Annotated in this window: 21 protein-coding genes and 1 tRNA gene; 17 read left to right on the forward strand and 5 right to left on the reverse strand. The window is 60.3% G+C overall.

Going from position 1 to position 22,771, the window contains the following annotated elements:
- The first annotated feature begins 47 nt into the window (after positions 1-47).
- Together TAN611_RS00295 and TAN611_RS00300 are read left to right on the forward strand one after the other, a co-directional pair.
- The gene (locus TAN611_RS00295) at positions 48-1,160 is read left to right on the forward strand and encodes a cyanate transporter (RefSeq protein ID WP_269656454.1); all 1,113 of its coding nucleotides are present in this window, start codon (positions 48-50) and stop codon (positions 1,158-1,160) included.
- A gap of 91 nt (positions 1,161-1,251) precedes the next feature.
- Positions 1,252-2,592: an esterase-like activity of phytase family protein gene (locus TAN611_RS00300; RefSeq protein WP_105233173.1), complete on the forward strand. Its 1,341-nt coding sequence runs from the start codon at positions 1,252-1,254 to the stop codon at positions 2,590-2,592.
- A gap of 45 nt (positions 2,593-2,637) precedes the next feature.
- On the opposite strand, the gene TAN611_RS00305 is transcribed toward TAN611_RS00300, so the two are convergent.
- Genes TAN611_RS00305 through TAN611_RS00315 form a run of 3 tightly spaced genes read right to left on the reverse strand, consistent with a single transcriptional unit; the run spans position 2,638 to position 4,449 of the window.
- Positions 2,638-3,132 carry a fimbrial protein gene (locus TAN611_RS00305; RefSeq protein ID WP_105229262.1) on the reverse strand — a complete coding sequence of 165 codons (495 nt, stop codon included), beginning with the start codon at positions 3,130-3,132 and terminating at the stop codon, positions 2,638-2,640.
- Between the two features lie 13 nt (positions 3,133-3,145).
- Positions 3,146-4,105, reverse strand: coding sequence for a fimbrial protein (locus TAN611_RS00310; RefSeq protein WP_232251589.1), 960 nt, complete (start codon positions 4,103-4,105; stop codon positions 3,146-3,148).
- Between the two features lie 17 nt (positions 4,106-4,122).
- Positions 4,123-4,449 carry a hypothetical protein gene (locus TAN611_RS00315; RefSeq protein ID WP_111736188.1) on the reverse strand — a complete coding sequence of 109 codons (327 nt, stop codon included), beginning with the start codon at positions 4,447-4,449 and terminating at the stop codon, positions 4,123-4,125.
- A 653-nt stretch (positions 4,450-5,102) separates the two neighbouring features.
- Between TAN611_RS00315 and TAN611_RS00320 the strand changes: the two genes are divergently transcribed.
- The 13 genes from TAN611_RS00320 (at position 5,103) to TAN611_RS00380 (ending at position 17,608) form a co-directional block, all read left to right on the forward strand.
- A complete protein-coding gene (locus TAN611_RS00320) occupies positions 5,103-5,624 on the forward strand; it encodes a fimbrial protein (protein WP_105229264.1) in 522 nt (173 codons plus the stop codon).
- A 63-nt stretch (positions 5,625-5,687) separates the two neighbouring features.
- Positions 5,688-6,233 (forward strand): fimbrial protein, encoded by a 546-nt coding sequence (locus tag TAN611_RS00325; protein ID WP_105229265.1) that lies wholly within the window; start codon positions 5,688-5,690, stop codon positions 6,231-6,233.
- Between the two features lie 46 nt (positions 6,234-6,279).
- Positions 6,280-8,853, forward strand: a complete 2,574-nt coding sequence (locus TAN611_RS00330; protein ID WP_238404489.1) for an outer membrane usher protein — start codon at positions 6,280-6,282, stop codon at positions 8,851-8,853.
- A gap of 22 nt (positions 8,854-8,875) precedes the next feature.
- Entirely contained in the window at positions 8,876-9,637 is a 762-nt protein-coding gene (locus TAN611_RS00335; RefSeq protein ID WP_187044793.1) for a fimbria/pilus periplasmic chaperone, read from the forward strand.
- Positions 9,638-9,669: 32 nt separating this feature from the next.
- Positions 9,670-10,326 carry a fimbrial protein gene (locus tag TAN611_RS00340; RefSeq protein ID WP_111736189.1) on the forward strand — a complete coding sequence of 219 codons (657 nt, stop codon included), beginning with the start codon at positions 9,670-9,672 and terminating at the stop codon, positions 10,324-10,326.
- A gap of 51 nt (positions 10,327-10,377) precedes the next feature.
- Positions 10,378-10,917: a fimbrial protein gene (locus TAN611_RS00345; protein ID WP_105229267.1), complete on the forward strand. Its 540-nt coding sequence runs from the start codon at positions 10,378-10,380 to the stop codon at positions 10,915-10,917.
- Positions 10,883-12,649 (forward strand): Wzy polymerase domain-containing protein, encoded by a 1,767-nt coding sequence (locus TAN611_RS00350; RefSeq protein WP_370576237.1) that lies wholly within the window; start codon positions 10,883-10,885, stop codon positions 12,647-12,649. Before TAN611_RS00345 ends, TAN611_RS00350 begins: the two co-directional genes overlap by 35 nt.
- Positions 12,639-13,046 carry a hypothetical protein gene (locus TAN611_RS00355; protein WP_197950313.1) on the forward strand — a complete coding sequence of 136 codons (408 nt, stop codon included), beginning with the start codon at positions 12,639-12,641 and terminating at the stop codon, positions 13,044-13,046. Before TAN611_RS00350 ends, TAN611_RS00355 begins: the two co-directional genes overlap by 11 nt.
- Positions 13,043-14,284 carry an FKBP-type peptidyl-prolyl cis-trans isomerase N-terminal domain-containing protein gene (locus tag TAN611_RS00360; protein ID WP_238404490.1) on the forward strand — a complete coding sequence of 414 codons (1,242 nt, stop codon included), beginning with the start codon at positions 13,043-13,045 and terminating at the stop codon, positions 14,282-14,284. Before TAN611_RS00355 ends, TAN611_RS00360 begins: the two co-directional genes overlap by 4 nt.
- 40 nt (positions 14,285-14,324) lie before the next feature.
- The gene (locus tag TAN611_RS00365; protein ID WP_203067081.1) at positions 14,325-14,957 is read left to right on the forward strand and encodes a LuxR family transcriptional regulator; all 633 of its coding nucleotides are present in this window, start codon (positions 14,325-14,327) and stop codon (positions 14,955-14,957) included.
- 76 nt (positions 14,958-15,033) lie between these two features.
- Positions 15,034-15,128: transfer RNA gene (locus tag TAN611_RS00370), tRNA-Sec, on the forward strand.
- A 176-nt stretch (positions 15,129-15,304) separates the two neighbouring features.
- The gene (locus TAN611_RS00375; RefSeq protein ID WP_105229276.1) at positions 15,305-15,598 is read left to right on the forward strand and encodes a contact-dependent growth inhibition system immunity protein; all 294 of its coding nucleotides are present in this window, start codon (positions 15,305-15,307) and stop codon (positions 15,596-15,598) included.
- 516 nt (positions 15,599-16,114) lie between these two features.
- The gene (locus tag TAN611_RS00380) at positions 16,115-17,608 is read left to right on the forward strand and encodes a sodium:alanine symporter family protein (protein ID WP_105229277.1); all 1,494 of its coding nucleotides are present in this window, start codon (positions 16,115-16,117) and stop codon (positions 17,606-17,608) included.
- A 134-nt stretch (positions 17,609-17,742) separates the two neighbouring features.
- On the opposite strand, the gene TAN611_RS00385 is transcribed toward TAN611_RS00380, so the two are convergent.
- Both TAN611_RS00385 and TAN611_RS00390 read right to left on the reverse strand, forming a co-directional pair.
- The gene (locus TAN611_RS00385; protein WP_203067082.1) at positions 17,743-18,942 is read right to left on the reverse strand and encodes an L-dopachrome tautomerase-related protein; all 1,200 of its coding nucleotides are present in this window, start codon (positions 18,940-18,942) and stop codon (positions 17,743-17,745) included.
- Between the two features lie 35 nt (positions 18,943-18,977).
- Complete coding sequence (locus TAN611_RS00390; RefSeq protein ID WP_203067737.1) at positions 18,978-19,979, reverse strand: zinc-binding alcohol dehydrogenase family protein; 1,002 nt, start codon at positions 19,977-19,979, stop codon at positions 18,978-18,980.
- Between the two features lie 151 nt (positions 19,980-20,130).
- Here TAN611_RS00390 and TAN611_RS00395 point away from each other — a divergent pair, with 151 nt between their 5' ends.
- Together TAN611_RS00395 and rfaQ are read left to right on the forward strand one after the other, a co-directional pair.
- A complete protein-coding gene (locus tag TAN611_RS00395; protein ID WP_203067738.1) occupies positions 20,131-21,036 on the forward strand; it encodes a LysR family transcriptional regulator in 906 nt (301 codons plus the stop codon).
- 523 nt (positions 21,037-21,559) lie between these two features.
- On the forward strand, positions 21,560-22,723 hold the full coding sequence (gene rfaQ, locus TAN611_RS00400; RefSeq protein ID WP_203067083.1) for a putative lipopolysaccharide heptosyltransferase III: 1,164 nt from the start codon (positions 21,560-21,562) through the stop codon (positions 22,721-22,723).
- Positions 22,724-22,771 lie beyond the last annotated feature (48 nt).

The raw sequence follows: 22,771 nt of genomic DNA on the forward strand, positions 1-22,771 counted from the left end.
GCTGGTTTCATCCTTTGTTATGGGCGCTGGTGCTGATCGGCCTCAATATGCGCCCGCTGTTAACCTCCGTCGGCCCGCTGCTGCCCACGCTGCGCCAGGCCACCGGCCTGAGCTTTGGCGGCGCGGCGCTGCTGACCGCGCTGCCGGTGCTGATGATGGGCCTGATGGCGCTGGCCGGCGGATGGATCAACCGCCTGCTGAGCGAACGCGCCAGCGTATTGCTGAGCCTGCTGGCGATTGCGCTGGGGGCACTGTGGCGCGAACTGGCGCCGGACAGCGTGCAGCTGCTGCTCAGCGCGGTGCTGGGCGGGCTGGGCATCGGCGTGATACAGGCGGTGATGCCGGGCATTATCAAACACCATTTTCTCAAGCGGATGGCGCTGGTGGCCGGCTTATGGTCGGCGGCATTAATGGGCGGCGGCGGGCTGGGGGCGGCGGTGACGCCGTGGCTGAACCGCGGCCACGACTGGCACAGCGCGCTGGCCTGGTGGGCGCTGCCGGCGTTGGCGGCACTGGCGGTCTGGCTGTGGGCGAGCCGCGGACTGGGGCGGCTGACGTCGCCGGCGGGCGGGCAGGCGGGCAGCCTGTTCCGCAGCCCGCGCGCCTGGCTGCTGGGGATTTACTTCGGCCTGATTAACGGCGGCTACGCCAGCCTGATCGCCTGGCTGCCGCCGTACTATATGCAGCTTGGCTGGCAGCCGCAGGCCAGCGGCGTATTGCTGGCGCTGATGACGCTGGGACAGGTGGCGGGCGCGCTGGCGCTGCCGGCGCTGGCGCGTGGTCACGATCGTCGTCCGCTGCTGTGGGCGGCGCTGATCATGCAGCTGGTCGGGTTTATCGGCCTGATCGGCTGGCCGCTGCAGACGCCGTGGCTGTGGGCGCTGCTGGCCGGCGTCGGCCTCGGCGGGGCGTTTCCGCTGTGTCTGGTGCTGGCGCTGGATCACCTGCCGCAGCCGGCGGCGGCCGGGCGGCTGGTGGCCTTTATGCAGGGCATCGGCTTTTTGCTGGCGGGCGTTGCGCCGTATATTTCCGGCCTGCTGCGTGACTACAGCGGCGGTTTCCTGCTCGACTGGCAGCTGCATACGCTGTTGGTGCTGCTGCTGATGGCGCTGACGGCGCGTTTCCATCCGCGCAGCTACCGGCAGAGTGGCGGCGGGTAATATTTCTGTCATTGCGGCTGCCTATAGTGACGGTGCCTTTACCTCCGGGTAGACCACCTCATCAGGGAGACGGAAAATGACAATGAAAACAATGATGAAAACCACGCCTCTGGCATGCCTGTTCGCCAGTATGTTGTGCAGCACGACGCTGTGGGCGCAGCAGGAAGTCGATGCGCAGCTGGCCGGCCATGCGCTGCTGCCGGTCAGCAGCACGGTGACGCCGCCGGACGACGCGCCGGCAGATCTGCGCCAGAGCGGCAAATACACCAGCGGCCAGCGGGTCAGCGTGCCGGGCAGCGTTGCCGGCCTGTCGGCCGATCGTCCTACCGGCATCGGCCTGCCGATCGACGGCCAGCCGCGCCAGGGGCACTCCGGCATTAAACATATGCCGGACGGCAGTTACTGGGTGCTGACCGATAACGGCTTCGGCAGCAAGGCCAACTCACCGGACGCGATGCTGTATCTCAGCCACTACCGCATCGATTTTAAAACCGGCGCGGTTGAGCCGTTAAACACGGTATTTCTGCACGATCCGGACAAGAAAGTGCCGTTTCATATCGTTAACGAAAGCACCGACACGCGCTATCTGACCGGCGGCGATTTCGATCCGGAAAGCTTCCAGTTCGCCGATAATGCGCTGTGGATCGGCGACGAATTCGGCCCCTATCTGATCAAGGCCACGCTGGACGGTAAGATTCTGGCGGTGTTCGACACCCAGGTGAACGGCAAGGTGGTGAAATCGCCGGACAACCCGACCCTGACGCTGCCGGGCGCGCCGGACGGCAAACAGAACTTCCAGGTGGCGCGCTCCAAGGGGTTTGAAGGTATGGCGCTGTCTAAAGACGGCAGCAAGCTGTACCCGCTGCTGGAAGGGGCGCTGTGGGACGGTGAAGATTTCGAGCAGGTCGGCGGCAAACGCTATCTGCGGGTGCTGGAGTTTGACGTTAAGCAACAGCAGTGGAGCGGACGCAGCTGGCAGTACGTGCTGGAGGATAACGCTCATGCGATCGGCGATTTTAATATGATCGACGCCACGCACGGGCTGGTGATCGAGCGCGATAACGGCGAAGGCACGGCGGACCAGGCCTGCGCCGCCGGCGCGCCGACGGAGAATTGCTTCAGCCAGGTGGCGAAGTTCAAACGGGTGTACCGCATCGCGTTTTCCGACGCCAACGTCGGTAAACCGGTGGAGAAGCAGGCTTATATCGACCTGCTGAAGATCCAGGACCCGAACAAGCTGGCGCGCAAGCCGCTGAATAATGGCGTGCTGACCTTCCCGTTCTTTACTATTGAAAATGTCGATGTGGTGGACGAGCGCCATATCATCGTCGGCAACGATAACAACTTCCCGTTCTCCTCCAGCCGCCAGCCGAATAAGGCGGACGACAATGAGTTTATCCTGCTGGATGTGCCGCAGCTGTTAAAACCTTAAAGTATGTCCGGCGCGCGCCGTCTGACACGGCGCCCGCCGGTGGCGTTAAAAATAATCGATCTGCATGGTGGCGCCGCTGGTGAATTTCCCTTCCGTCAGCGTGGCGGAGGCGGATTTGACCGGCACGGCATCCAGCGCAGGCAGCGTGGTGTAATCGATATTGAGCGCGCTGTTGAGGTTAAACGGCTTGCCGTCCGCCAGCAGTTTAATGCCCAGACCGTTGATGCTGGTGTGCAGCACGTTGGCGTCAAACGCCGCGCCGGTGCCGACGATTTTCATCTTCAGCTGTCTGGCGGGGTCGAGAAATTCACAGTGCACGCTGTAGCTCAGCCGCTGCATATAGCGGCTGCCGTCGATGCGGTTAACGCCGACCTTGCCGAAGTCCACGTCGATGGTGCGTCCGTCGTTAATCTCACAGGGCGGCGGCGCCACCACCGTGGCGGTGATGCTGACCCGCGTCCCCTGATCGGCGGCGTAAGCGCCGTAGCCGGATAGCGCGGCCAGCAGGCCGGCGGCCAATGTTCTTCCAATGCATGTCATGGCGGGAGCGTCCTCAAGGCGCGCTGAAAATCAGCGTAGCTGAACCGGACAGCGGCCCGGTGGCGATGCTGGTATAAGGCACGTTGTTTTTTACCGGCACAAAGGTGAGGGTGTCGCTGCCCATACCGTTGACGATCCGGGTGCGGAAAGCATTGTTGGGTTTGATCACCGCGTCTTTATACACCATGGCGACGCCCACGTTGGCGTTGCTGGTTTTGATGAAGTCCGGCGAAAACCCGGTGGCGTCGCTGACCAGTCTGATCAGCACATCCTGGGTGGCGCTGCTGTCGTCGCACTGATAACTGAGCGCCTTATCCTGCTTGATTTGCGCATCCGTGACGGTTTGCGTCAGGAAGTCCTGGCGTATCTGGTTAAAGTCGACGTTAATCTGCCGGCCATTGTTGATGGTGCAGCTGGTGGTCACGAAATAGGCGTCGTTATCGGCAATCAGGCGCCAGCGGTAGGGGCCGCAGTTCGGGCATCCCTGTCGGTCATTGGTCTGCCTGAAATTGATTTGGCCGATGATGTCCCCTTTGTTGATTTTAATATCCGGGGTAGGAAAGCGGCTCAGCACGATATAGACCCGGATATTCACCGTCTGCTGGTCCAGGTTGGTCAGCGTCATCACGCTGATGCCCGCCGGCACCGGGGAGTTATAGTCGGCGCCGTTAATGGTGGTGCCGCTGCCGATGCCGCCAAAAATCGCATTGTTCATGGTTAACGCCGGGCTGTCGGTTTTTAGAAAGTCGGTCCAGCTGGCCACGTCGTTTTTACAGGTGACCTGGCTGACGTTGACGATCTCGTTTTTACCGTACGACAGCTGCGGCCCGATGCGCACCCGTACGTCAACGGGCGTTGTCGAGCCGCCCTGGGGAATATAACCGCCGTCGGAAGTCCGGCAGGTAAACGCCTGCGCCTTGCCGGCCAGCAGCAACGGCGCCAGGCAGCATAATAAAAAAACAAATTTTTTCACTGTTGTATCCCAAATATTTAGTCATTAAAGAGTGCACGCGCCGTTTTGCGGCATGCGGCAACCATCCTTTGTTGCTCCGTGGCGGCGGGATACCATCTCAGCGAGTTTTTTACCGATCCGTGGCTGACAATGGCATCGCCATTAGCAACCATTTCCAGTAATAAATTCCTGGCTCTATATACACCCTCGTTTATATATTCCGCCAGTTGTCGAGTAGATAGCCATTCATGCTGGGGAGGCAGTTCATTCTCCTGAGTTAACGGGGGAGATAACGTCAATAATGCGTACAGCAGCCGCTGTTTTAGCTGCCGTATTTCCTTCTTTTTGGGCGATAACACTTCCATAGTATCTCCTCGGACTTCTTTATAGCTTTACCCGGGTATGGCGGTGTTTATCTATATGCTGTGTATAGGATAAAACCCAGTTAAAGCAAAAGATTAACGGTATGTAATGGTGATTATTTATGGCGTCAGCGATCGCGTTGCGACAGGCGAAAGACCCGTGCAGAGCATCAGATAAAGCCAATTTTTGGTTTATTATATTCAAAATGGCCTCATTTTAGATCTCATTGTTCGCGAAATAATAAAAAACAGGATATTGTTCTAGTTTTATATTATTTACGATCTATGGCGCTAAAAATAACAATAATTTTACCGGATAAAGGAAATATATTGCGAATATTGCGGCTTAACTAGAAATCACTTTTTTTAATGTGGGCTATTTGCCAGAATAACCGTCACCAGCCATAAGGGTATGCCGGGTAAAGTTGAATTGTAATTTAATGTGATTTTTATGAAATCACAGCGGGTTTTCTTTGCTTTTTTACCTTTGCTGTAGCGGTGGTTTTTTCCGTTATACCTTTGGTTTAGGTACGTTTACTACTCACAAAATGCTAAAGAATCAGAGCGCGTTATTTATCTGCGGATAAATTTCCGGTGTGGTCTGTTCTTTATTTATTGGATATGTGCATTCTCTTCTTATAAGGAATATAGGTTCTATGAAACTTAATAAAATCATGCTGGCCGCGGCGATGGCATTTGGCGCAACCTCTTTCGCTCACGCAGCCGATCAGGGGCACGGTAAAGTTAACTTTATTGGTTCTATTATTGATGCGCCTTGCTCTATCGCCCCTGAGTCTCTCGACCAGACCGTCGATCTGGGCCAGGTATCCAACGTGGCGCTGAAAAACGGCGGCTCTTCCAATCCGCGTTCGTTTGATATCAAGCTGGAGCAGTGCGATATCGCCACGCTGAAGAGCGTCACCACCACCTTTACCGGTTCGGCGTCGCCGACCAATAAAGATCTGCTGGGCATTACGGGTACCGCCAGCGGCGCCGGCGTTGCCATCACTTACGGCGGTAAAGCCGTTGAACTGGGCAAAGCCACCACTGCTCAGAACCTGAATGAAGGCAATAACACCTTGCGTTTTGCTGCCTACCTGCAGGGCGAAGGCGCTTCCGCCGCCGTGGTTCCGGGCGATTTCTCTGCCGTAGCCGATTTCACCCTGGCTTATCAGTAAGCCATAGCGTCGCCGGGCATGGCGACATGCCCGGCCGTTATCTCCCGTCAAAGGAATGCCGCGATGTTGTCACAATGGAACCAGGCCAGCGCCATTGCTTTGCTGGCCAGCTGCGCGCTGTTTTCCGCCCCGGGCCAGGCCGCGCCTGCCGGGCAGGGGTGGGGCCAGGTCAATATGCACGGCGCCATTATCGATACCGCCTGCGCGATTGCCGCCGGCAGCCGCGATCAGACCATCGATATGGAGACGGTTCCGCTGGGGCAGATAATGCGCGACGGTCGGGGAATAACGAAAACGTTCAGTATCGAATTGGTGAATTGCGTCGTAGAGCGGCCGGGAAATAAACCTGACTGGAAGTTTTTTCAGGTGACGTTCGACGGCCATGCGGACGGCTCGCTATTCGGCGTGCAGGGCGAAGCCCGGGGCGTCGCGTTAAAAATTGATGATAGCAACGGCAAAGTGGTGATCCCTGGCGAACCTCTGGCGCAGGAAAGCGTGACGCCGGGAAACCGCGTGCTGAAATATTCAATGACATTAATGCCAAATCACCAGCCGCTGAAGGCGGGAGCATATTTTTCCACAGTGCGTTTTAAGCTGGATTACTTTTGATTTCTTGTCGTACTGACGGTTAATACATGTTGAAGGGATGTTTATTATGCTTTCACCGGCAGGGAAGTTATTTCGCCTGCAAACGCTGGGGCTGTGCGTTGCTTTGGCGTTTGGCAGCCCCGTAACGTGGGTGTTTGCCGCTGAAGAAATTCAGTTTAATACCGACGTATTAGATATTAACGATCGTCAGAATATCGATCTGAGCCAGTTTACCCGCAGCGGTTACATTATGCCGGGTAATTACACCATGGTGGTTCACGTTAATAAAAACGATCTGCCGGAGCAGCCTATCCGCTTTGTTGCGCCGGAAAATAATGCCAAAGGCAGTGAAGTTTGTCTGCCGCCGGCATTGGTCAAACAGCTGGGCGTAAAAGAAAAGCTGGAAAGTACGCTGCGCTGGACGCACGGCGGGCAGTGTCTGGATGTACACAGCCTGGCCGGCATGGAGGCGCGCGGCGATTTAAGCTCTTCATCGCTGTATCTCAATATTCCCCAGGCCTATCTGGAATACAGCTCGGAAAACTGGGACCCGCCGTCGCGCTGGGATAACGGTATTCCGGGGCTGCTGCTGGATTACAACCTCAATGCGCAAACGCAAAAGAACCTGAAGGCGGGCGGCGACAGCTACAGCCTGAGCGGCAACGGCACCGCCGGCGGCAACCTGGGCGCCTGGCGTCTGCGCGCTGACTGGCAGGCCAGCGTTAACCACCAGACCGGCTCGGGCAAGGCGAGCGACAAGCAGTTCGACTGGAGCCGCTATTACGCCTACCGGGCGATACCGGCGCTGCGCTCCCGCCTGACGATGGGGGAGGACTACCTGAATTCCGATCTGTTCGACAGCCTGCGCTTTACCGGCGCCAGCCTGCGTTCTGACGACAATATGCTGCCGCCGAACCTGCGCGGCTACGCGCCGGAAATCAGCGGCGTGGCGAAAACCAACGCCAAGGTGGTGGTCAGCCAGCAGGGGCGCGTGCTGTATGAAACCCAGGTGGCCGCCGGCCCGTTCCGCATTCAGGACATTAATGATGCGGTGTCCGGCGAACTGGACGTGCGGGTGGAAGAGCAGGACGGCAGCGTGCAGCAGTTCAAGATGAGCACCGCCAGCATTCCCTATCTGACGCGACCGGGCCGGGTGCGCTACAAGCTGGCCGCCGGCAAACCGACGGAGTGGGGGCACCATCTGCGCGGGCCGCTGTTTGGCACCGGCGAGTTTTCCTGGGGGATCAGCAACGGCTGGTCGCTGTACGGCGGCGCCATCGGCGGCGGGGACTACAACGCGCTGTCGCTGGGGCTGGGGCGCGATCTGATGCTGTTGGGGGCGCTCTCCTTCGACGTCACCCAGTCGCGGGCCAGACTGCCGCAGGAAGGGGTCAAAAGCGGTGGTTCTTACCGCCTGAGCTATTCGAAAAACTTTGACGAGTACGACAGCCAGGTCACCTTCGCCGGTTACCGCTTCTCCCAGGAAGATTTTATGAGCATGGGGGAGTATCTGGACGCCCGCTATCAGGGGGACCGCAACGGCAAGAGCAAGGAGATGTACACCCTCTCCTTCAATAAACAATTCCGCGATCTGGGGCTGAGCGCCTACCTCAACTACAGCCATCAGACCTACTGGGACCGGGCGGCGAACGATCGCTACAACCTGATGCTGTCGCGCTATTTCGATCTGGGCGAGTTTAAAAACCTGAGCCTGTCGCTGTCGGCCTACCGCAACCGCTATAACGCGCGCAATGACGACGGCATGTACCTGTCGCTGTCGGTGCCGTGGGGCAGCAGCGGCACGATCAGCTACAACACCACGATTGACCGGAACGACAACACGCACCGCGTCGGTTACTACGACCGGGTGAATGAACACGACAACTATCAGCTGAGCGCCGGCGCCGGACGCAGCGGAGCGACGCTCAGCGGTTACTACAGCCACGAAGGCGATATGGCGCAGGTGAACGCCAACGCCAGCTACCAGGCCGGCCGCTACAGCGCCGTCGGCCTGGCCGCGCAGGGCGGGATGACGCTCACGGCGGAAGGCGCGGCGCTGCACCGCATCGCGACGCCGGGCGGCACCCGGCTGTTGCTGGATACCGACGGCGTGCCCGACGTGCCGGTGCGCGGTTACGGCAGCACGGTGGCGACCAACCGCTTTGGGCAGGCGGTGGTGACGGATGTGAACAGCTATTACCGCAATAAGGCCAGCATCGATCTCAACGCGCTGGGCGACAAGGTGGAGGCGACGCGTTCGGTGGTGCAGGCCACCCTGACCGAAGGCGCCATCGGCTACCGGCGTTTTGCGGTGATCGCCGGTGAGAAAGCGATGGCGATTATCAAACTGGCGGACGGCAGCGAACCGCCGTTCGGCGCCACGGTGATGAATGCGCGTAAGCAGGAAACCGGGATCGTCAACGACGGCGGCAGCGTTTACCTGTCCGGGATCAACCCGGGCGAGGTGATGACGGTGCACTGGAACGGCGCGGCGCAGTGCGAGGTGCATCTGCCGACGCCGCTGCCGGCCGATATGTTGATGAATAACCTGCTGCTGCCTTGCCGCCCCGTCGGCGCAGGCGCGCAGGATACTCCCCGACCCGATGACCAGACCGGCGCTGCGGCGCACGGTCACCGATAACGGACTGATAACTGTGAAAACAATGCTTAACCAGACTCAAACCAGACTGAACATCGCCGTATTGGGCGCACCGCTTGTGATTGCCGCGCTGCTGACGGCCGCGCCGGCGCAGGGCGCGATTGCGCTGGATCGCACGCGGGTGATTTTTGACGGCGACCAGAAGACGGTCAGCCTGAATATCAGCAATCAGAACAAACAGCTGCCTTATCTGGCCCAGGGCTGGATCGAGGATGAGCAGGGCAACAAGATTCAATCGCCGTTTACGGTGCTGCCGCCGGTGCAGCGGGTTGATCCGGGCAAGCCCAGCCAGGTGAAAATTCAGGCGCTGCCGGCGGCCAAACTGCTGCCGCAGGACCGCGAGACGCTCTACTACTTCAACCTGCGTGAGATACCGCCGCGCAGCAACAAGCCGAATACCCTGCAGATCGCGCTGCAGACGCGGATCAAAATGTTCTACCGTCCGGCGGCCGTCGCGCCGCAGAAGAACGCGGCGCCCAGCCAGCAGTCGCTGACGCTGACCCGTCAGGGCGATAAATATGTGGTGAATAACCCGACGCCTTACTACGTGACGCTGGTGGACGGTGCGGCGCGCAAGGGCGGCAAGAGCGTTGCCGGTTTTGAACCGGTGATGGTGGCGCCGAAAGGCAGCGCGCCCCTCGGCGTGTCCGCTTCGGCGATCGGCTCCGCCCCGGTGCTGACCTATATCAATGACTACGGCGGCCGTCCGCAGCTGGTCTTCCGCTGTACGGGCAACCTTTGCCTGACGGTGGCGGACAAGCAGTAACCGGCATTTTCAACACAGCGGAGACAATAACAATGCGACGCAAGAGCCAGAAGTTGTCCGGCCGGGCTTTTATCCGCTACCAGCGGCGGCTGATTGGCCTGACGGTGGCGGCGGCGATGATGCTGCCGCTGACGGCGGGTGTGGTGGTGCTGCTGATGCCCCCGGCGCAGGCGGTGGATAACTGGGACGTCGAGGGCGCGAACGGCGTACTGCATGTGCACGGCGCGCTGAGTGAAAGCGCCTGCAGTCTGGAGATGGAGACGGCGCGGCAGGAGGTCTGGCTGGGTGAGCTGGGCAGCGCCGGTTTTCAGCACCCGGGTGACCGGGGCACGCCGGTGGCTTTTCAACTGCGGCTGAAGGACTGCCTGCGCGCACCGGCCAGCAATCGCGACCCGTGGGGAGGCGCGCTGGCCTGGAGCGGCAGCCAGCCGGCGGTGTCGGTCAGTTTTACCGCGCCTGCCGATGCGGATGCGCCGTCGCTGATCGGGGTGAGCGGCGTCAGCGGGCTGGCGCTGCGGCTGGCGGACGATGCCGGCACGCCGGTGCGGCTGGGGGCGCGCAACACACCGCGGTTGCTGACGCCGGGGCAGAACACGCTGACCTATACCGTCACGCCGGTGCGTACGCCGGCGACGCTGGGCGTCGGCGCCTATCGCGCCACCATTGATTTTCGCCTGTATTACGACTGATGCGCATCGTGCGCAAGGCGGTGCGGCGTTATGCCATTAAGGGAGGCGACCATGAGAACCACCGTGAGAAAACTGCGCGGCGCGCTGCTGGCGGCCGGCGTGCTGATGCTGGGCGGGCCGGCGGCGGCGGATGAGAACATGCGTTTTGAGGGCACGCTGGTGGCGGAACCTTGCGTGATCCCGCCGGGCGAGGAGCTGATTCGGCTCGATTTCGGCACCATTGTCGACAAGTACCTGTATCTGAACGGCCGGACGCTCAGCCAGCCGTTTTCTCTGCATCTGGCGGAGTGCGATCTCAGCCTGGGCAATACGGTGGCGGTGACCTTCAGCGGCGCTGAGAACGCCAGGCTGCCGGGGCTGCTGGCGCTGGACGGCGGCAGCAGCGCCTCCGGCGTCGCCATCGGGCTGGAAAACCTCGACGGCACGGCGCTGCCGCTCAATGACGCCAGTAAAAAATATCGCCTGGCGGCGGGCAGCAACCTGATTGCGCTGCAGGCCTATGTGCGGGGCGAACCACAGGCGATTGCCGACAAAACCATCGGACGCGGGGAATTCAGTGCGACGGCCACTTTTAGTCTGGAATACGAATAACGCGCTGGCGGCGGGCTTTCTCGCCCTGCTGGCCGCGTCGCTGTGCTATCTGCCCAATATGGGCGGCAGCGGGCTGAAGCTGCCGCTGAATGCGCTGACCTACGCGCTGATGGCGGCGATGCTGCTGCTGATTTGCTGGCGACAGCCAGGACGCCGCACGTGGCGCTTCAGCCGCAGCGCGGCGTATTTTTTGCCGGGCGTCGCGCTGTTGGCGTTGCCGCTGGCCTATGCGCCGCCGGACGGTTACGCCGCCGCCGCGTGGCGGGTGAGCGCGCTGCTGGCCGGCGGGGCCTGGTACTGCGGCTGGCTGCAGGTTCGTCTTGCCTTCCGCTGGCGCACGGCGCTGATTACGCTGCTGCTGGCGCTGGTCATCGGCCAGAGCCTGATTGCGCTGCTGCAGCTGTTCTGGCCCGCCTGGAGCTGGGTGCCGCTGCGCGGCAGACGCGTCTTCGGCATCTTCCAGCAGCCGAACGTGCTGGGCAGTTTTATCGCCACCGGCCTGGCGCTGGCGCTGATGCTGGCGGTACTGCCGGGCTATGTGCTGCGCTCGGCGCGGGCGGAGCGCGCCAGACAAATGGGGCTGGCGGCGTTGCTGGCCCTGCTGGCCGCCTTGCTGGTATGGGTGCAGTCGCGCGCCGGTTGGCTGGGGGGCGTGCTGGTGCTGGCGGGGTTTTGGCTGGCGTTCCGCCGCGTCTGCGCCGACCGGCTGCTCCGGGCCGGGCTGGCGGTGCTGTTGGGCGGGGCATTCGGCGTGGGCATGCTGCTGTGGCCGGGCGGTGACGGCGGGATGGCGTATGTGTCCCACGCGCTGTCGAACCAGGCGCGGATCGCCATGCTGCAGGACACGCTGAAAATGATCGCTGCGAAGCCCTGGCTGGGCTGGGGTTACGGCCAGTTTGAGTATGCGTTTCAGCATTTCCGCATCGCCCAGTTGCCGCTGACGCCGGTGCTGGAGATTGCCGGTCATCCGCACAATGAGATCCTGCTGTGGTGGGTGGAGGGCGGCCTGGTGGCGCTGGCGGGCATTGTCCTGCTGGTGCTGGGCGGCGTGCGTCTGCTGCGGCAGGCGCTACGCGTTGACCGTCGGGCTTTCTCCTGCCGCCGTCGCCATGCCGGCGAGGCGACGGCGCTGTGTCTGGTGCTGCTGCCGATGCTGCTGCACAGCCAGTTGGAGTATCCGTTTTACCTTTCGGCCCTGCACTGGCTGCTGTTTACGCTGCTGCTGGCGCAGCTGGATCGCCTGAGCAGCCGCCGCGTCGCGCTGACGATCCGCCGCACTGTGCCGCTGCGCCTCGGTATCACGCTGCTGTGCGTAGGCGGGCTGGTGCTGATGCTGGCGGCGCTGCGCGCGGGTTGGCTGTTGACGCAGGCGGAACGCGGCGGGCTGCGCGATGTGCGCCCGCTGCGCGAGATGTCGCCCGTCGTCGCCTGGAGCCAGCAGCCGCGGCGGGAGTTTGATTTACAGACGCACCGCCTGCTGGCCTACAACCAGACGCGCGATGAGCGCGAACTGACGCGATACCGCGACTGGGCCAGGCGCTATCTGAAGGTACGCATCGACGCCAACGTCTACGCCAACCTGATCGCCATTTTACGTTACCAGCGACGCGACGCCGAGGCCGAGCAATACCGCACCGCCGCCGCGCTGTTGTTCCCCGCCGACCGGCGTTTTTCCGGCTCGCGGCAGGTCACGTTTAACCACGAAAGGAAGCAAAAAAACCATGACCGATAACTCTGTGCGCCTTGCCGTCCGGGCGGGCATTCTGATGCTGGCGCTGTTAGGCGCTACGGCCTGCCAGAACGTCAAGCCCAAAGCGGCCGACAAGCCGCAGCCGGCGCCGTCCGTCGAGACGCAGCGTCAGCAGCGCGAGGCAAAGCGTTTACAGCAGTGCCAGCAAGAACTGGCGGCGTTGCAAAAAATCAATCCTGAACGCTATCAGGACAACCAGCGCGCTTTCGACAGCCTGATGAGCGGCGCGTCGCAGTATGCAGGCCTGCGCGCCCGGGTGAACGACGATACGCAGGAGACGGTGGATGCGCTGTATCGCTATAAGGTCAGCCGGCTGTGCGCGGAGATCGAACAGTCGGTGTTGATCGGGCTGGCCGAACGCGGGGAGCAGGTTAAATGATGCGCCGTGTGCCTGTGGCGGCGTGGCTGGCGCTGGCGGCCTGTGCGCTGCCCCGGCACGCCTTGGCCGATGACGGCATTCCCGCCCTGCTGCAGTTTGCCGAGCAGTATCAACAGCGCAGCGATACGCCGCCGGATGCGGCGCGGAAAACGCCATCCGCCGTGCCGCCGCATACCGCGAAAACCACCGCTAGCGCCCGCCCGGTGGTAAAACCCTCGCCTCCCGCCGCCGTAACGCTGATGCCGCGCCGCAGCCTGCTGGAACGTGATGAACAGCTGGCCCGGCAGCGGCTGGAACTGCAGGCATTGCGGCAGGAGAACGCCGCGTTGCGCGCCGCGGCGCATGAGACGCCGGCCCCGACGGCGCTGCCCGATCTGGCTCCGCTGCAGCAGTGGCTGGCCGGGCTGCGTCGCGCCTGGCAGGGCACGCCGGATAGCCGGCGCGCCGCTGAGCTGGTCAAGCAGGCGCAGCAGCAGGTGGCGCAGGAGGCGCAGAAGCGGCGGGAACAGGAACAACGCTTTGCCAAAGAGCGTGGCGCATGGAGGCAACAGCAGCAGACGCAGGCGCAGGCGCAGTGGACCGTTACGCCAGAGCAGCTGCAGGACGAGAATAACCGCCTGTCCTACGCGGCGGGCAGCGCGCTGGGGCGCGATATTCAGACCATGCTGACGGAGCGCCAGAGCTGGGGCGTGCCGGTGGATCGACGCAGCCTGCTGGCCGGCGTGCTGGATAACCTGACGGGGCGTGAACGGCTGCCGCAGCAGGAGCTGAATGCGCTGATGGCCAAGGCCGATGAGAAGGCCGGCGCGGCGCGGGAGCGTATTGTCAACGCACAGCAGCGGCGGGATCGGGCCTATGTGGCGCAGTTCAGCAAACGGCCGGGCGTGCAGCGTTCACCGACGGGGTTTTGGTACCGGGTGGATTATGCCGGTGACCGGGCGTTGCCGCAGGATGCGGTGATCGACGTGGTGGTAAAGGAAAAACTGACGGACGGCACGGTGATCCAGGATATGGATCTGAACGGCAAAGTGCTGTCGCTGCCGCTGTCCGGTTTTCCGCCGTTGTTCCGTGAGGCGATCGGCCATCTGCGCGACCACGGCAGCATCACCATGGTGGTGCCGCCGGCGCTGGCCTACGGCGAAACCGGCTATCCGCCGAAGGTGCCGCCGAACGCCACCATGGTGTACGAGCTGCGCATCGACAACAGCCGGGCGCCGCAGCCGGCGGCGGATGACTAAGGGTGTGCAAAAACGGAAAGCAAACCGCAGGAGAGCTGAGATGAATGCCGTAACGACACTGGCCGTACTGGACGACAACCGCTATTTTGCCGGCGGGCTGCAAAAAGCGCTGACCGCGCGTTTTTACGCCGCCGGCGTGGAAACCCGCGTGCTGGAGGGGCCGCAGGCGTATCTGGCTGACTTGCTGTTCCACTATTTTCCGCCCGGCAGCCCGAGCTGTTTTTGCCGCTATGCAGAAAAGCGGCCGTCGGCATTGCCGCTCTATTTTGCCGTGCGGCCGCCGCACGGCTACGGCCACGCCGATGTGCGGCCCGACTGCCGCCTGCAGGCCGGGGTGATCGTGCAGAATATGCCGATCGACGACGTGCTGCGGCAGGTGGAAAACGCGCTGTTGCAGCGGCGTATCGCGCCGCCGGTGCTGCCGTATGTGACAGAGCATTGCCCTTGCCAGCGCTATGCGCTGACGGTTCGCGAGCGGGAAATCATGCTCTGCCTGCGCCAGGAGATGCGGATCACGGAGATCGCCCGGCGGCTGGCGATCAGCGTTAAAACCGCCAGCCAGCATAAGATCAACGTGATGCATAAAATGGGGTTTCAGCGCAATGCGGAGCTGTATGACTGGCTGCGCCAGGGGTTTGTCGGCGAGCGACCGTTTGAGGAGCGCCTGAGCTGATACGGCGATCGCCAATTGCCACTTAGCGCGCGGCCGCAATTCGCGCTATAATCCGCCCCCTTGCTGCGATGTCTACGGAAGATCATCGTCCCCGGTGGGGCGGCCGGACTTCAAATCCGGTTGGGGCCGCCAGCGGTCCCGGGCAGGTTCGACTCCTGTGATCTTCCGCCAATTTTCCCTCCTGAATGCGATTAAACTCAAAAAAACTTATGGTACTCCTTATTACAATTCATTACTTTCTCTTGAAATCAGGATAAAAATGCCATTGAAATAAATCTAATGCTTAAATAAGAAACCTATAATGGTAATCCATATTATATTTAACCGCATCCACAAAGGTTTAATTTATGCTTTTAACTACTAACATTGACATTATGATTGAAGGTACGCTGAATCAGGATTTTGATTATATTACCGGGGCGGAGACGATTGATGATGCCATCGACATCTATACAAAAGAATTAACAACGCAAGATCGTCAAGCGTTGAAAAAAGAAGTGTTGGTCTTTCTGTCGAACGATGACGATATTATCGAATCTGAATTCAACGCGCGTTATGTTAATTATTTTTCGCCGGAGGATGGCAAGGGGTTGCTCTTGCGCGTGCTTGCGGGTATCGAGAAAACTGAGCAGGATAAATAAAAATCTGGCAATAGCGCTCTCTGAGAGGCAAATTCAACGCAACAAACCACAGGAAAAACTTACCCCCTCCGTTACGACCCTGCCCAACACCCCGTTCCATTCGGAAACCGTATGACGCTTGCGCCAAGGGTTATGCGATATTTTATCAATCGGCATGATAACCGGTGTAGCGCGACGCTTTATCAGAACGTCAGATCTGCAGGCTCAATGCGTTCGGCGTTACATATTCTGCGCGTTACATATTGATTAACCAATAGATTATTCAATAGATAGTCGGTTTTTCTTACGTTGCCGCCGTGCTTGCCGTTCAGAAAAATTGTTTAAATATGGGAAGTACTCCACACCGAGAGGCTTGCAAAGATCGGCGTTTTACGACAGGTTACATAAGTGTTAATTAGTTACGTAAAGTAACTATGTCACCTGATAAAAAATAACTCTCACGCTCGACGGCACAGCCCGGTGTTAGGCAGGTGAACTGCCAATGTTACCAGGGTATCAACGAAGGAGTTGGATTGCATGAATGAACTTGTCAATGCCGTCAACGGCGTGATCTGGAGCCAGGCGCTCATTTATCTCTGTTTGGGCACCGGCCTGTACTTTTCTTTACGTACCCGATTTTTGCAACTGCGTCACCTGAAGGGGATGGTGCGTCTGATCTTCCAGGGTAAAGCGAATGCCGCCGGGGTCTCTTCTTTCCAGGCGTTATCCATGACGCTGGCCGGACGGGTAGGCACCGGTAATATTGCCGGGGTAGCCACCGCCATCACCTTCGGTGGCCCGGGGGCCTTGTTCTGGATGTGGACGGTCGCGTTTCTCGGCGCCAGTTCAGCCTTTGTGGAATCGACGCTAGGCCAGGTTTATAAAGAGAAGCTGGATGGCGAGTATCGCGGCGGCCCGGCCTTCTATATCGAAAAAGGGCTGGGTATGAAGTGGTATGCCTGGATTTTTGCCATCGCCACCATCTTCTCCTGCGGCGTGTTATTGCCGGGCGTGCAGGCCAACTCCATCGGCGCCAGCCTGGATATCGCGTTCGGCATCAGCCCGAACGTGACGGCGGCGATCATCGCCGTGCTGCTGGGGTTCATCATCTTCGGCGGCGTGAAGCGCATTGCGAGCTTCGCCGGTACCGTGGTGCCGTTTATGGCGCTCGGCTACATCATCGTGGCCTGCGTGATCGTGGCGCTCAATATTGACCAACTGCCCGGCGTCATTTTGCTGGTCTGGAAGAGCGCGTTCGGCCTTGATGCCGGCTTTGGCGCCATTTTAGGGCTGGCGATCATGTGGGGCGTGAAGCGCGGGGTGTATTCCAACGAAGCCGCACAGGGAACCGGCCCGCACGCGTCTTCCGCCGCCGCTGTCAGCCACCCGGCCAAGCAGGGGCTGGTGCAGGCGTTCTCGGTTTATATCGACACCTTGTTCGTGTGCTCCGCCACCGGGTTCATGCTGTTGATTACCGGCCTGTACAACGTTCAGGGGCCTGAGGGAGCCGCCCTCTATACGGGGATTGCCGGCGTTGCCGCCGGCCCCGGCTATGTGCAAACCGCGATGGAAAGCATGATGCCGGGCTTTGGCAGTTACTTCGTCGCCATCGCGCTGTTCTTCTTTGCCTTCACCACCATCGTGGCTTACTACTACATCGCGGAAACCAACGTCGCTTACCTCAACCGTAAAATACATCGTCCGTGGCTCACTCTGGTGCTGAAAATCGGGCTGATGGCATCGGCCGTCTACGGCACGGTGAAAACGGCGGATCTGGCATGGGGGATGGGGGATATTGGCGTGGGGCTGATGGCCTGGCTGAACATCATCGCCATTTTGCTGCTGCGCAAGACGGCGTTCACCTGCCTGAAGGATTATGAGAAGCAGCTGGCTGAAGGCGTCGATCCCGTGTTCCATCCGGAGAAGCTGGGCATTGAGCGGGCGGATTACTGGATTAACAACCGCGCTGAGGTAAACCTGATCCGTGAGTCGACAGGAAACATTAATGAGAATGCAGGTTCTTCCAGATAGCGCATCATAAGGACAAGAGTTGCTGATGATGTCCCGATAAACCGGCGCAGGCCGGTTTATCGGCCTGCGGTTCAGTTCGATTTATTCAACAACCCACCCTATCTCCCGCAGCCATAGGCGGCGGGAGATGAGGATTAATGCATGGGTGCCGGCGCGGCGTTGATGCGTACGCGCATCAGCGCGTAAGGCTTCTGGCGCATATCCTTACCGCCGTGGAACCCGGCCTGCCGGTGCAGTTGGTTGACGGTAAAGTAGAGCCAGCCGTCCGGCCCGACGGAGAGCGTGTCCGGCCAGAGGATGTGCGGCCCGTGGACGAGCGTGCTCCAGACGCCGTCCGGCGTCATTTTGCGAATCGCATTGCGTTCGTAGTCGCCGGCGTAAATTGTGCCATTGGCGTCGGATTCCAACCCGTCGGAAGCGCCTTTCTCGCCGAGGTGGCGCACCGCTTTTGCCAGCTGTGCCTCGCTGACGTTGGGGTCGCGCAGCAGGGCGGTGTCGATGGCGTACAGCTGGCGGCTCGACAGCGGGCAGTAGTAGAGCGTTTTGCCGTCCGGAGACAGGGCTATACCGTCCGACGCCACGCTGAATGGCGCAGTGCTGCCGTCCGGCCGGCGCTGCAGCAGGCTTTCCCCTTCTACCACCGGCGTAAACCCTGGCTCGGCCGAAGTTGAACGGTCGCCGCTCAGGCGGCGTGTTGCTTTACCGCTGGCCAGATCGACTACGATAATGCCGCCGGGGCCGGAGAGCGACGAGTCGGTGATATAGGCGACGCCTTCTTTACCTATGCGGAAGTCGAAACGCATATCGTTGACGTAGGTGGTCGGCAGGATCACCTTGGGCGGGAACACCACGCTTTTCACCACTTTGCCGCTTTGCTCGTCAATGGCCACCAGTTTGGCGCCGCCGGGCTGCGGGGCGGCAAATTTCGGCGCTGCAGTATCCAGCACCCAGATACGCCCCCGGTCATCCGCCACCACGCTCTGCACGCTCAGGAAATGCGTAGCAGGCTGGTCGCTGTCGGGGCGGTTAATTTCCTGGTTGGGCCAGGCGGTGACCTTGCCGTCTTTCACCTCGCCGACGGCAAAGGGCACATTATCCCCCCACTGCGGGAAGTTAACGAAAATACGGCCGTTTCTGGATACCGTGACGCCGGTAGGCATCGCGCTGGCGCCGCTAAAGGTGGCGACCAGCTCGGCGTGGCCGATGGCTTTATCGGCCGCCAGCTGCGAGAGCGGGGTTACCGGCTGTGTGGCGGCCGGCGCGGACAGCGGCACGGCGGCGAGGGCGGCGGTTACTGCCGCGGCAATCGCTGTTTTACCTGTGAAAATACGCATCCTGTTTTCCTTACCATAAAGCCCAAAATAGCGCGTTAAAACCCGGCCAGCACGATTTTGCCTCGCGCTTTGCCGCTTTCGATCAGGGCATGGGCCTTACGCAGGTTGTCTGCGGTGATCGGTCCGTAGTGATCGCCCAGCGTCGAGCGCAGGGTGCCGTCGTCGATCAGGCGGCTGACGTTTTGCAAAATCTCGTGCTGGCGCTGCATATCAGCGGTCTCGAAGATGGCGCGGGTAAACATCAGCTCCCAGTGCAGCGAGATAGCCTTGCGTTTGAGCGGCATCACGTCGAGGGTCTGCGGATCGTCGATAACGCCCATTTTCCCCTGCGGCGCCAGCGCTTCGACAATCTGGCCGAAGTGTTTATCGGTGTGGGTCAGGCTGGCGACATAGCGCACCTGATCGATGCCGATTTTTTTCAGTTCTTCCGTCAGTGGCCGGTTGTGGTTGATGACGTGGTGTGCGCCGAGGGATTTCACCCATTTGGCGGTTTCCGGCCGCGAGGCGGTGCCGATCACCGTCAGGCCGGTCAGCTTGCGCGCCAGCTGGGTCATGATGGAACCGACGCCGCCGCCGGCACCGACGATCAGCAGCGCTGCGTCTTCGTCCGGTTTTACTTCCAGTCGGTCAAACAGCAGTTCCCAGGCGGTCAGCGAGGTTAACGGCAGCGCCGCCGCGTCAGCGTCGCTCAGCGACTGCGGCTTGCGGCCGGCGATGCGCTCGTCCACCAGACCGTACTCGGCATAAGAGCCGGGGCGCACGATGGAGCCGGCGTAAAACACCTCGTCGCCCGGTTTAAACAGGCTGACTTCTGCCCCGACGGCTTCTACTTCACCGACGGCGTCCCAGCCCAGGATGCGCGGCGCATCGGTCGGCGCACCGTTGCGTACCTTGGTATCCACCGGGTTGACGGAGATGGCGCGGATTTTTACCAGCAGATCGCGCGGGCCGGGCTGTGGCTTGGGCAGCTCGGTTTCGTACAGCGACTGCGGGTCGGCGATGGGTAAACCGTTCTGGCTGTAAACAATGGCTTTCATCATGCGGTTCCTTATTAATACGACGAATAATGAATGTATGTTAAACGCCGGCCGGTGGGTGAAACATGCCGGACAGAGAGCAGGACTTTCACTCCTGCTGTGAAAATCATTTACAGTGATAGCGTCAGACTTCAAATAATGGGGATAAATGATGATTCGTCTGGAGGACGTTACGCTGTTTGTCCGCTCCGCCGCGCTGGGCAGTTTTTCCAACGCCGCGAGGGAAGCGGACCTGTTGCCCGGACAGGTGAGTGCGGCGGTGCAGCGGTTGGAACGGGATCTGGATAAGCGGCTGTTTGCCCGTTCCACCCGCAGCCTGCGCCTGACGGCGGAGGGGGAAAAATATCTGCCCTACGCGCTGGAGATGTTGGCGATCGTGCAGGCGGGGGCCGAAAGTCTGCACAATACGGATCATGAGTTCAGCGGCGAGCTGAAAATCGCCGTGCCTTCCGACACCGGCCGCAATCTGCTGTTGCCGCTGCTCAATGCCTTCTGTCGGCAGCATCCGAAGCTGACGCTGCGCCTGTCGGTCTCCGATCAGGTAAGCGATGTGTTCCGCGACCCGGTAGACGTGGCGATTCGCTACGGCGTGCTGAACGACAGCAGCTATGTGGCGCTGCCGCTGGCGGACAATAACCGGCGGGTGCTGGCCGCCTCGCCAGACTATCTGGCGCGCCACGGCCGGCCAGAGACGCTGGACGCGCTGGTGGATCACCACTGCATTCTGTTTACCATCAACGGTCACGCCTGGGACCGCTGGCCGTTTTATCCCGAGGAGGGGAGCCGGGAGCTGAAGGTTTACGGGCGGCTGATCAGCGATGATGCCGACGTTGCCCGGCGTTGGGCGGTGGACGGCATGGGCATTGTCTATAAGTCGTGGATCGATCTCTATCCGGATATCGCCGCCGGCAGGCTGGAAGTGTTGCTGCCGCAGATCCCGGGCCAGGCGGCGCCGCTTAACTTTATCTGCCCGCACCGGCGCCAGTTTTCGCCGGCGATTCGCGAACTGTACCGGCAGTTGCAGCAGGCGCTGAGCGATATCGCCGGGCGACGGTAGCCGCGCCGGTATGAAGGTCTTCCCCGTTGCGAATGGCGCCTGTTTCCCTTACGGCGTCATTTTATAGGTTTTTTCTTATTTATATTACGGATGATAAGCCCTAATCTACTACTCCTAAAATATATATAACCGCCCGGTTCTACAGCATTAATCTTACTGCGGCAGGTTATTGAATCGCTGTTTCCATTCAATTTCTGCGCAATTAAAAATCAATATATTTTCAATATTAATTGATTATTTAAATAATACCCTAAGTAATAACCTTTTATTTTGTCGTGGATTGATCGTTTTCAGCGATCAATCAGATCACATTGATCTGCACAACCAATTATCTTTGCGCTGTTTACACGGTTAAGATCGGAGCGGATCGCCGCTGTAGGGCTTTGCCGCTATTTTTTTGCTGACGATCCTTCCCGGCGTGCCGGCATCGTTGTTTATTCGGTGTTAATTTTTCTTGTGTATTCGCTCTTTCGACATAGGTGCGAAAGTAAAGCCCGTGGCATTTTTCCTGAGACGACGAATTATGAGCAGTCACCCCCACGCCGTATTTAACTCTCCTCATAAGGCGTTATTGCCCGATAGTCGTCTCCCCAATGTTTTATTACACCGTGAACGGGTGCAGCGCATATTGGTGATTAAACTGCGGCACTTTGGCGACGTACTACTGACGACGCCGTTGCTCAGTACGCTGCGGGCGAATTATCCCAACGCGCTGATTGATGTGCTGGTGTATGACGGTACCGAGGCCATGCTGGCCGGCAACCGCGATGTTTATCTGGCCTATACCGTGGATCGCAGCCTCAAACATCAGGGGCTGAAGGCGCAATACCGTGGCGAGTACGCGCTGTGGAACAGCTTGCGCACCGGGCATTATGATTTGGTCATCAACCTCTCCGATCAGTGGCGTGCGGCGCTGTACTGCCGCTTCCTCAAACCTACTTTCAGCCTTGGGTTCGCCCATCCGAAGCGTAACAACCGGCTGTGGCGGCGTTGTCATTCTCTGTTGGTCGATACCGAGGGGCATGAGCGGCAACATACCGTGCTCAATAACCTCAGCATTTTGGCGCCGCTGGCGCTGCCGATGCAGGTCACGCGCGTGACGCAATCCTGGCGACAGTGCGATATCGATGACGTGGAGCGGCTTGGCCGCCATTACCGGCTCAGGAATTTTGTCCTGATTCAGCCGGCGGCGCGCTGGGCGTTCAAAACCTGGACGGCGGCCGGCTTCAGCGAGGTGATCAATCACCTGACCGCCAGAGGGGAGACGGTGGTGCTCACCGGCGGGCGCTCGGCCGAAGAGGCGGCGATGATCGACGCCATTCTGGCCGGCTGCATCTCACCGCAGCGGGTGATTAATCTGGCGGGGCGGCTGGACTTGCCGGAACTGGCGGTGCTGATTTCCCGCGCCAGGCTGTTTATCGGCGTGGATTCGGTGCCGATGCATATGGCCGCCGCCCTGCTGACGCCGTCCGTAGTGCTGTTCGGCCCCAGCAATCTGGCGCAGTGGGCGCCGTGGCAGGCATCGCACACGCTGCTGTGGGCCGGTGATTACCGGCTGCTGCCGCCGCCGGAAGCGGTGGATACTGCGACGGAAGAACGCTATCTGGCCGCGATCCCGCCCGGCGATGTGATACGGGCGGTCGACCGGCATTTGGCGCCGTCGGATGCGCCCGCTTCTGTGGGTTGATGACGCTGGTGCGTCGTCGTTTCTCTATGGCGCTTGCGCCACGTTTTT

It is taken from the genome of Serratia sp. Tan611 (assembly GCF_905188235.1).
GTDB lineage: Bacteria > Pseudomonadota > Gammaproteobacteria > Enterobacterales > Enterobacteriaceae > Serratia_B > Serratia_B rhizosphaerae.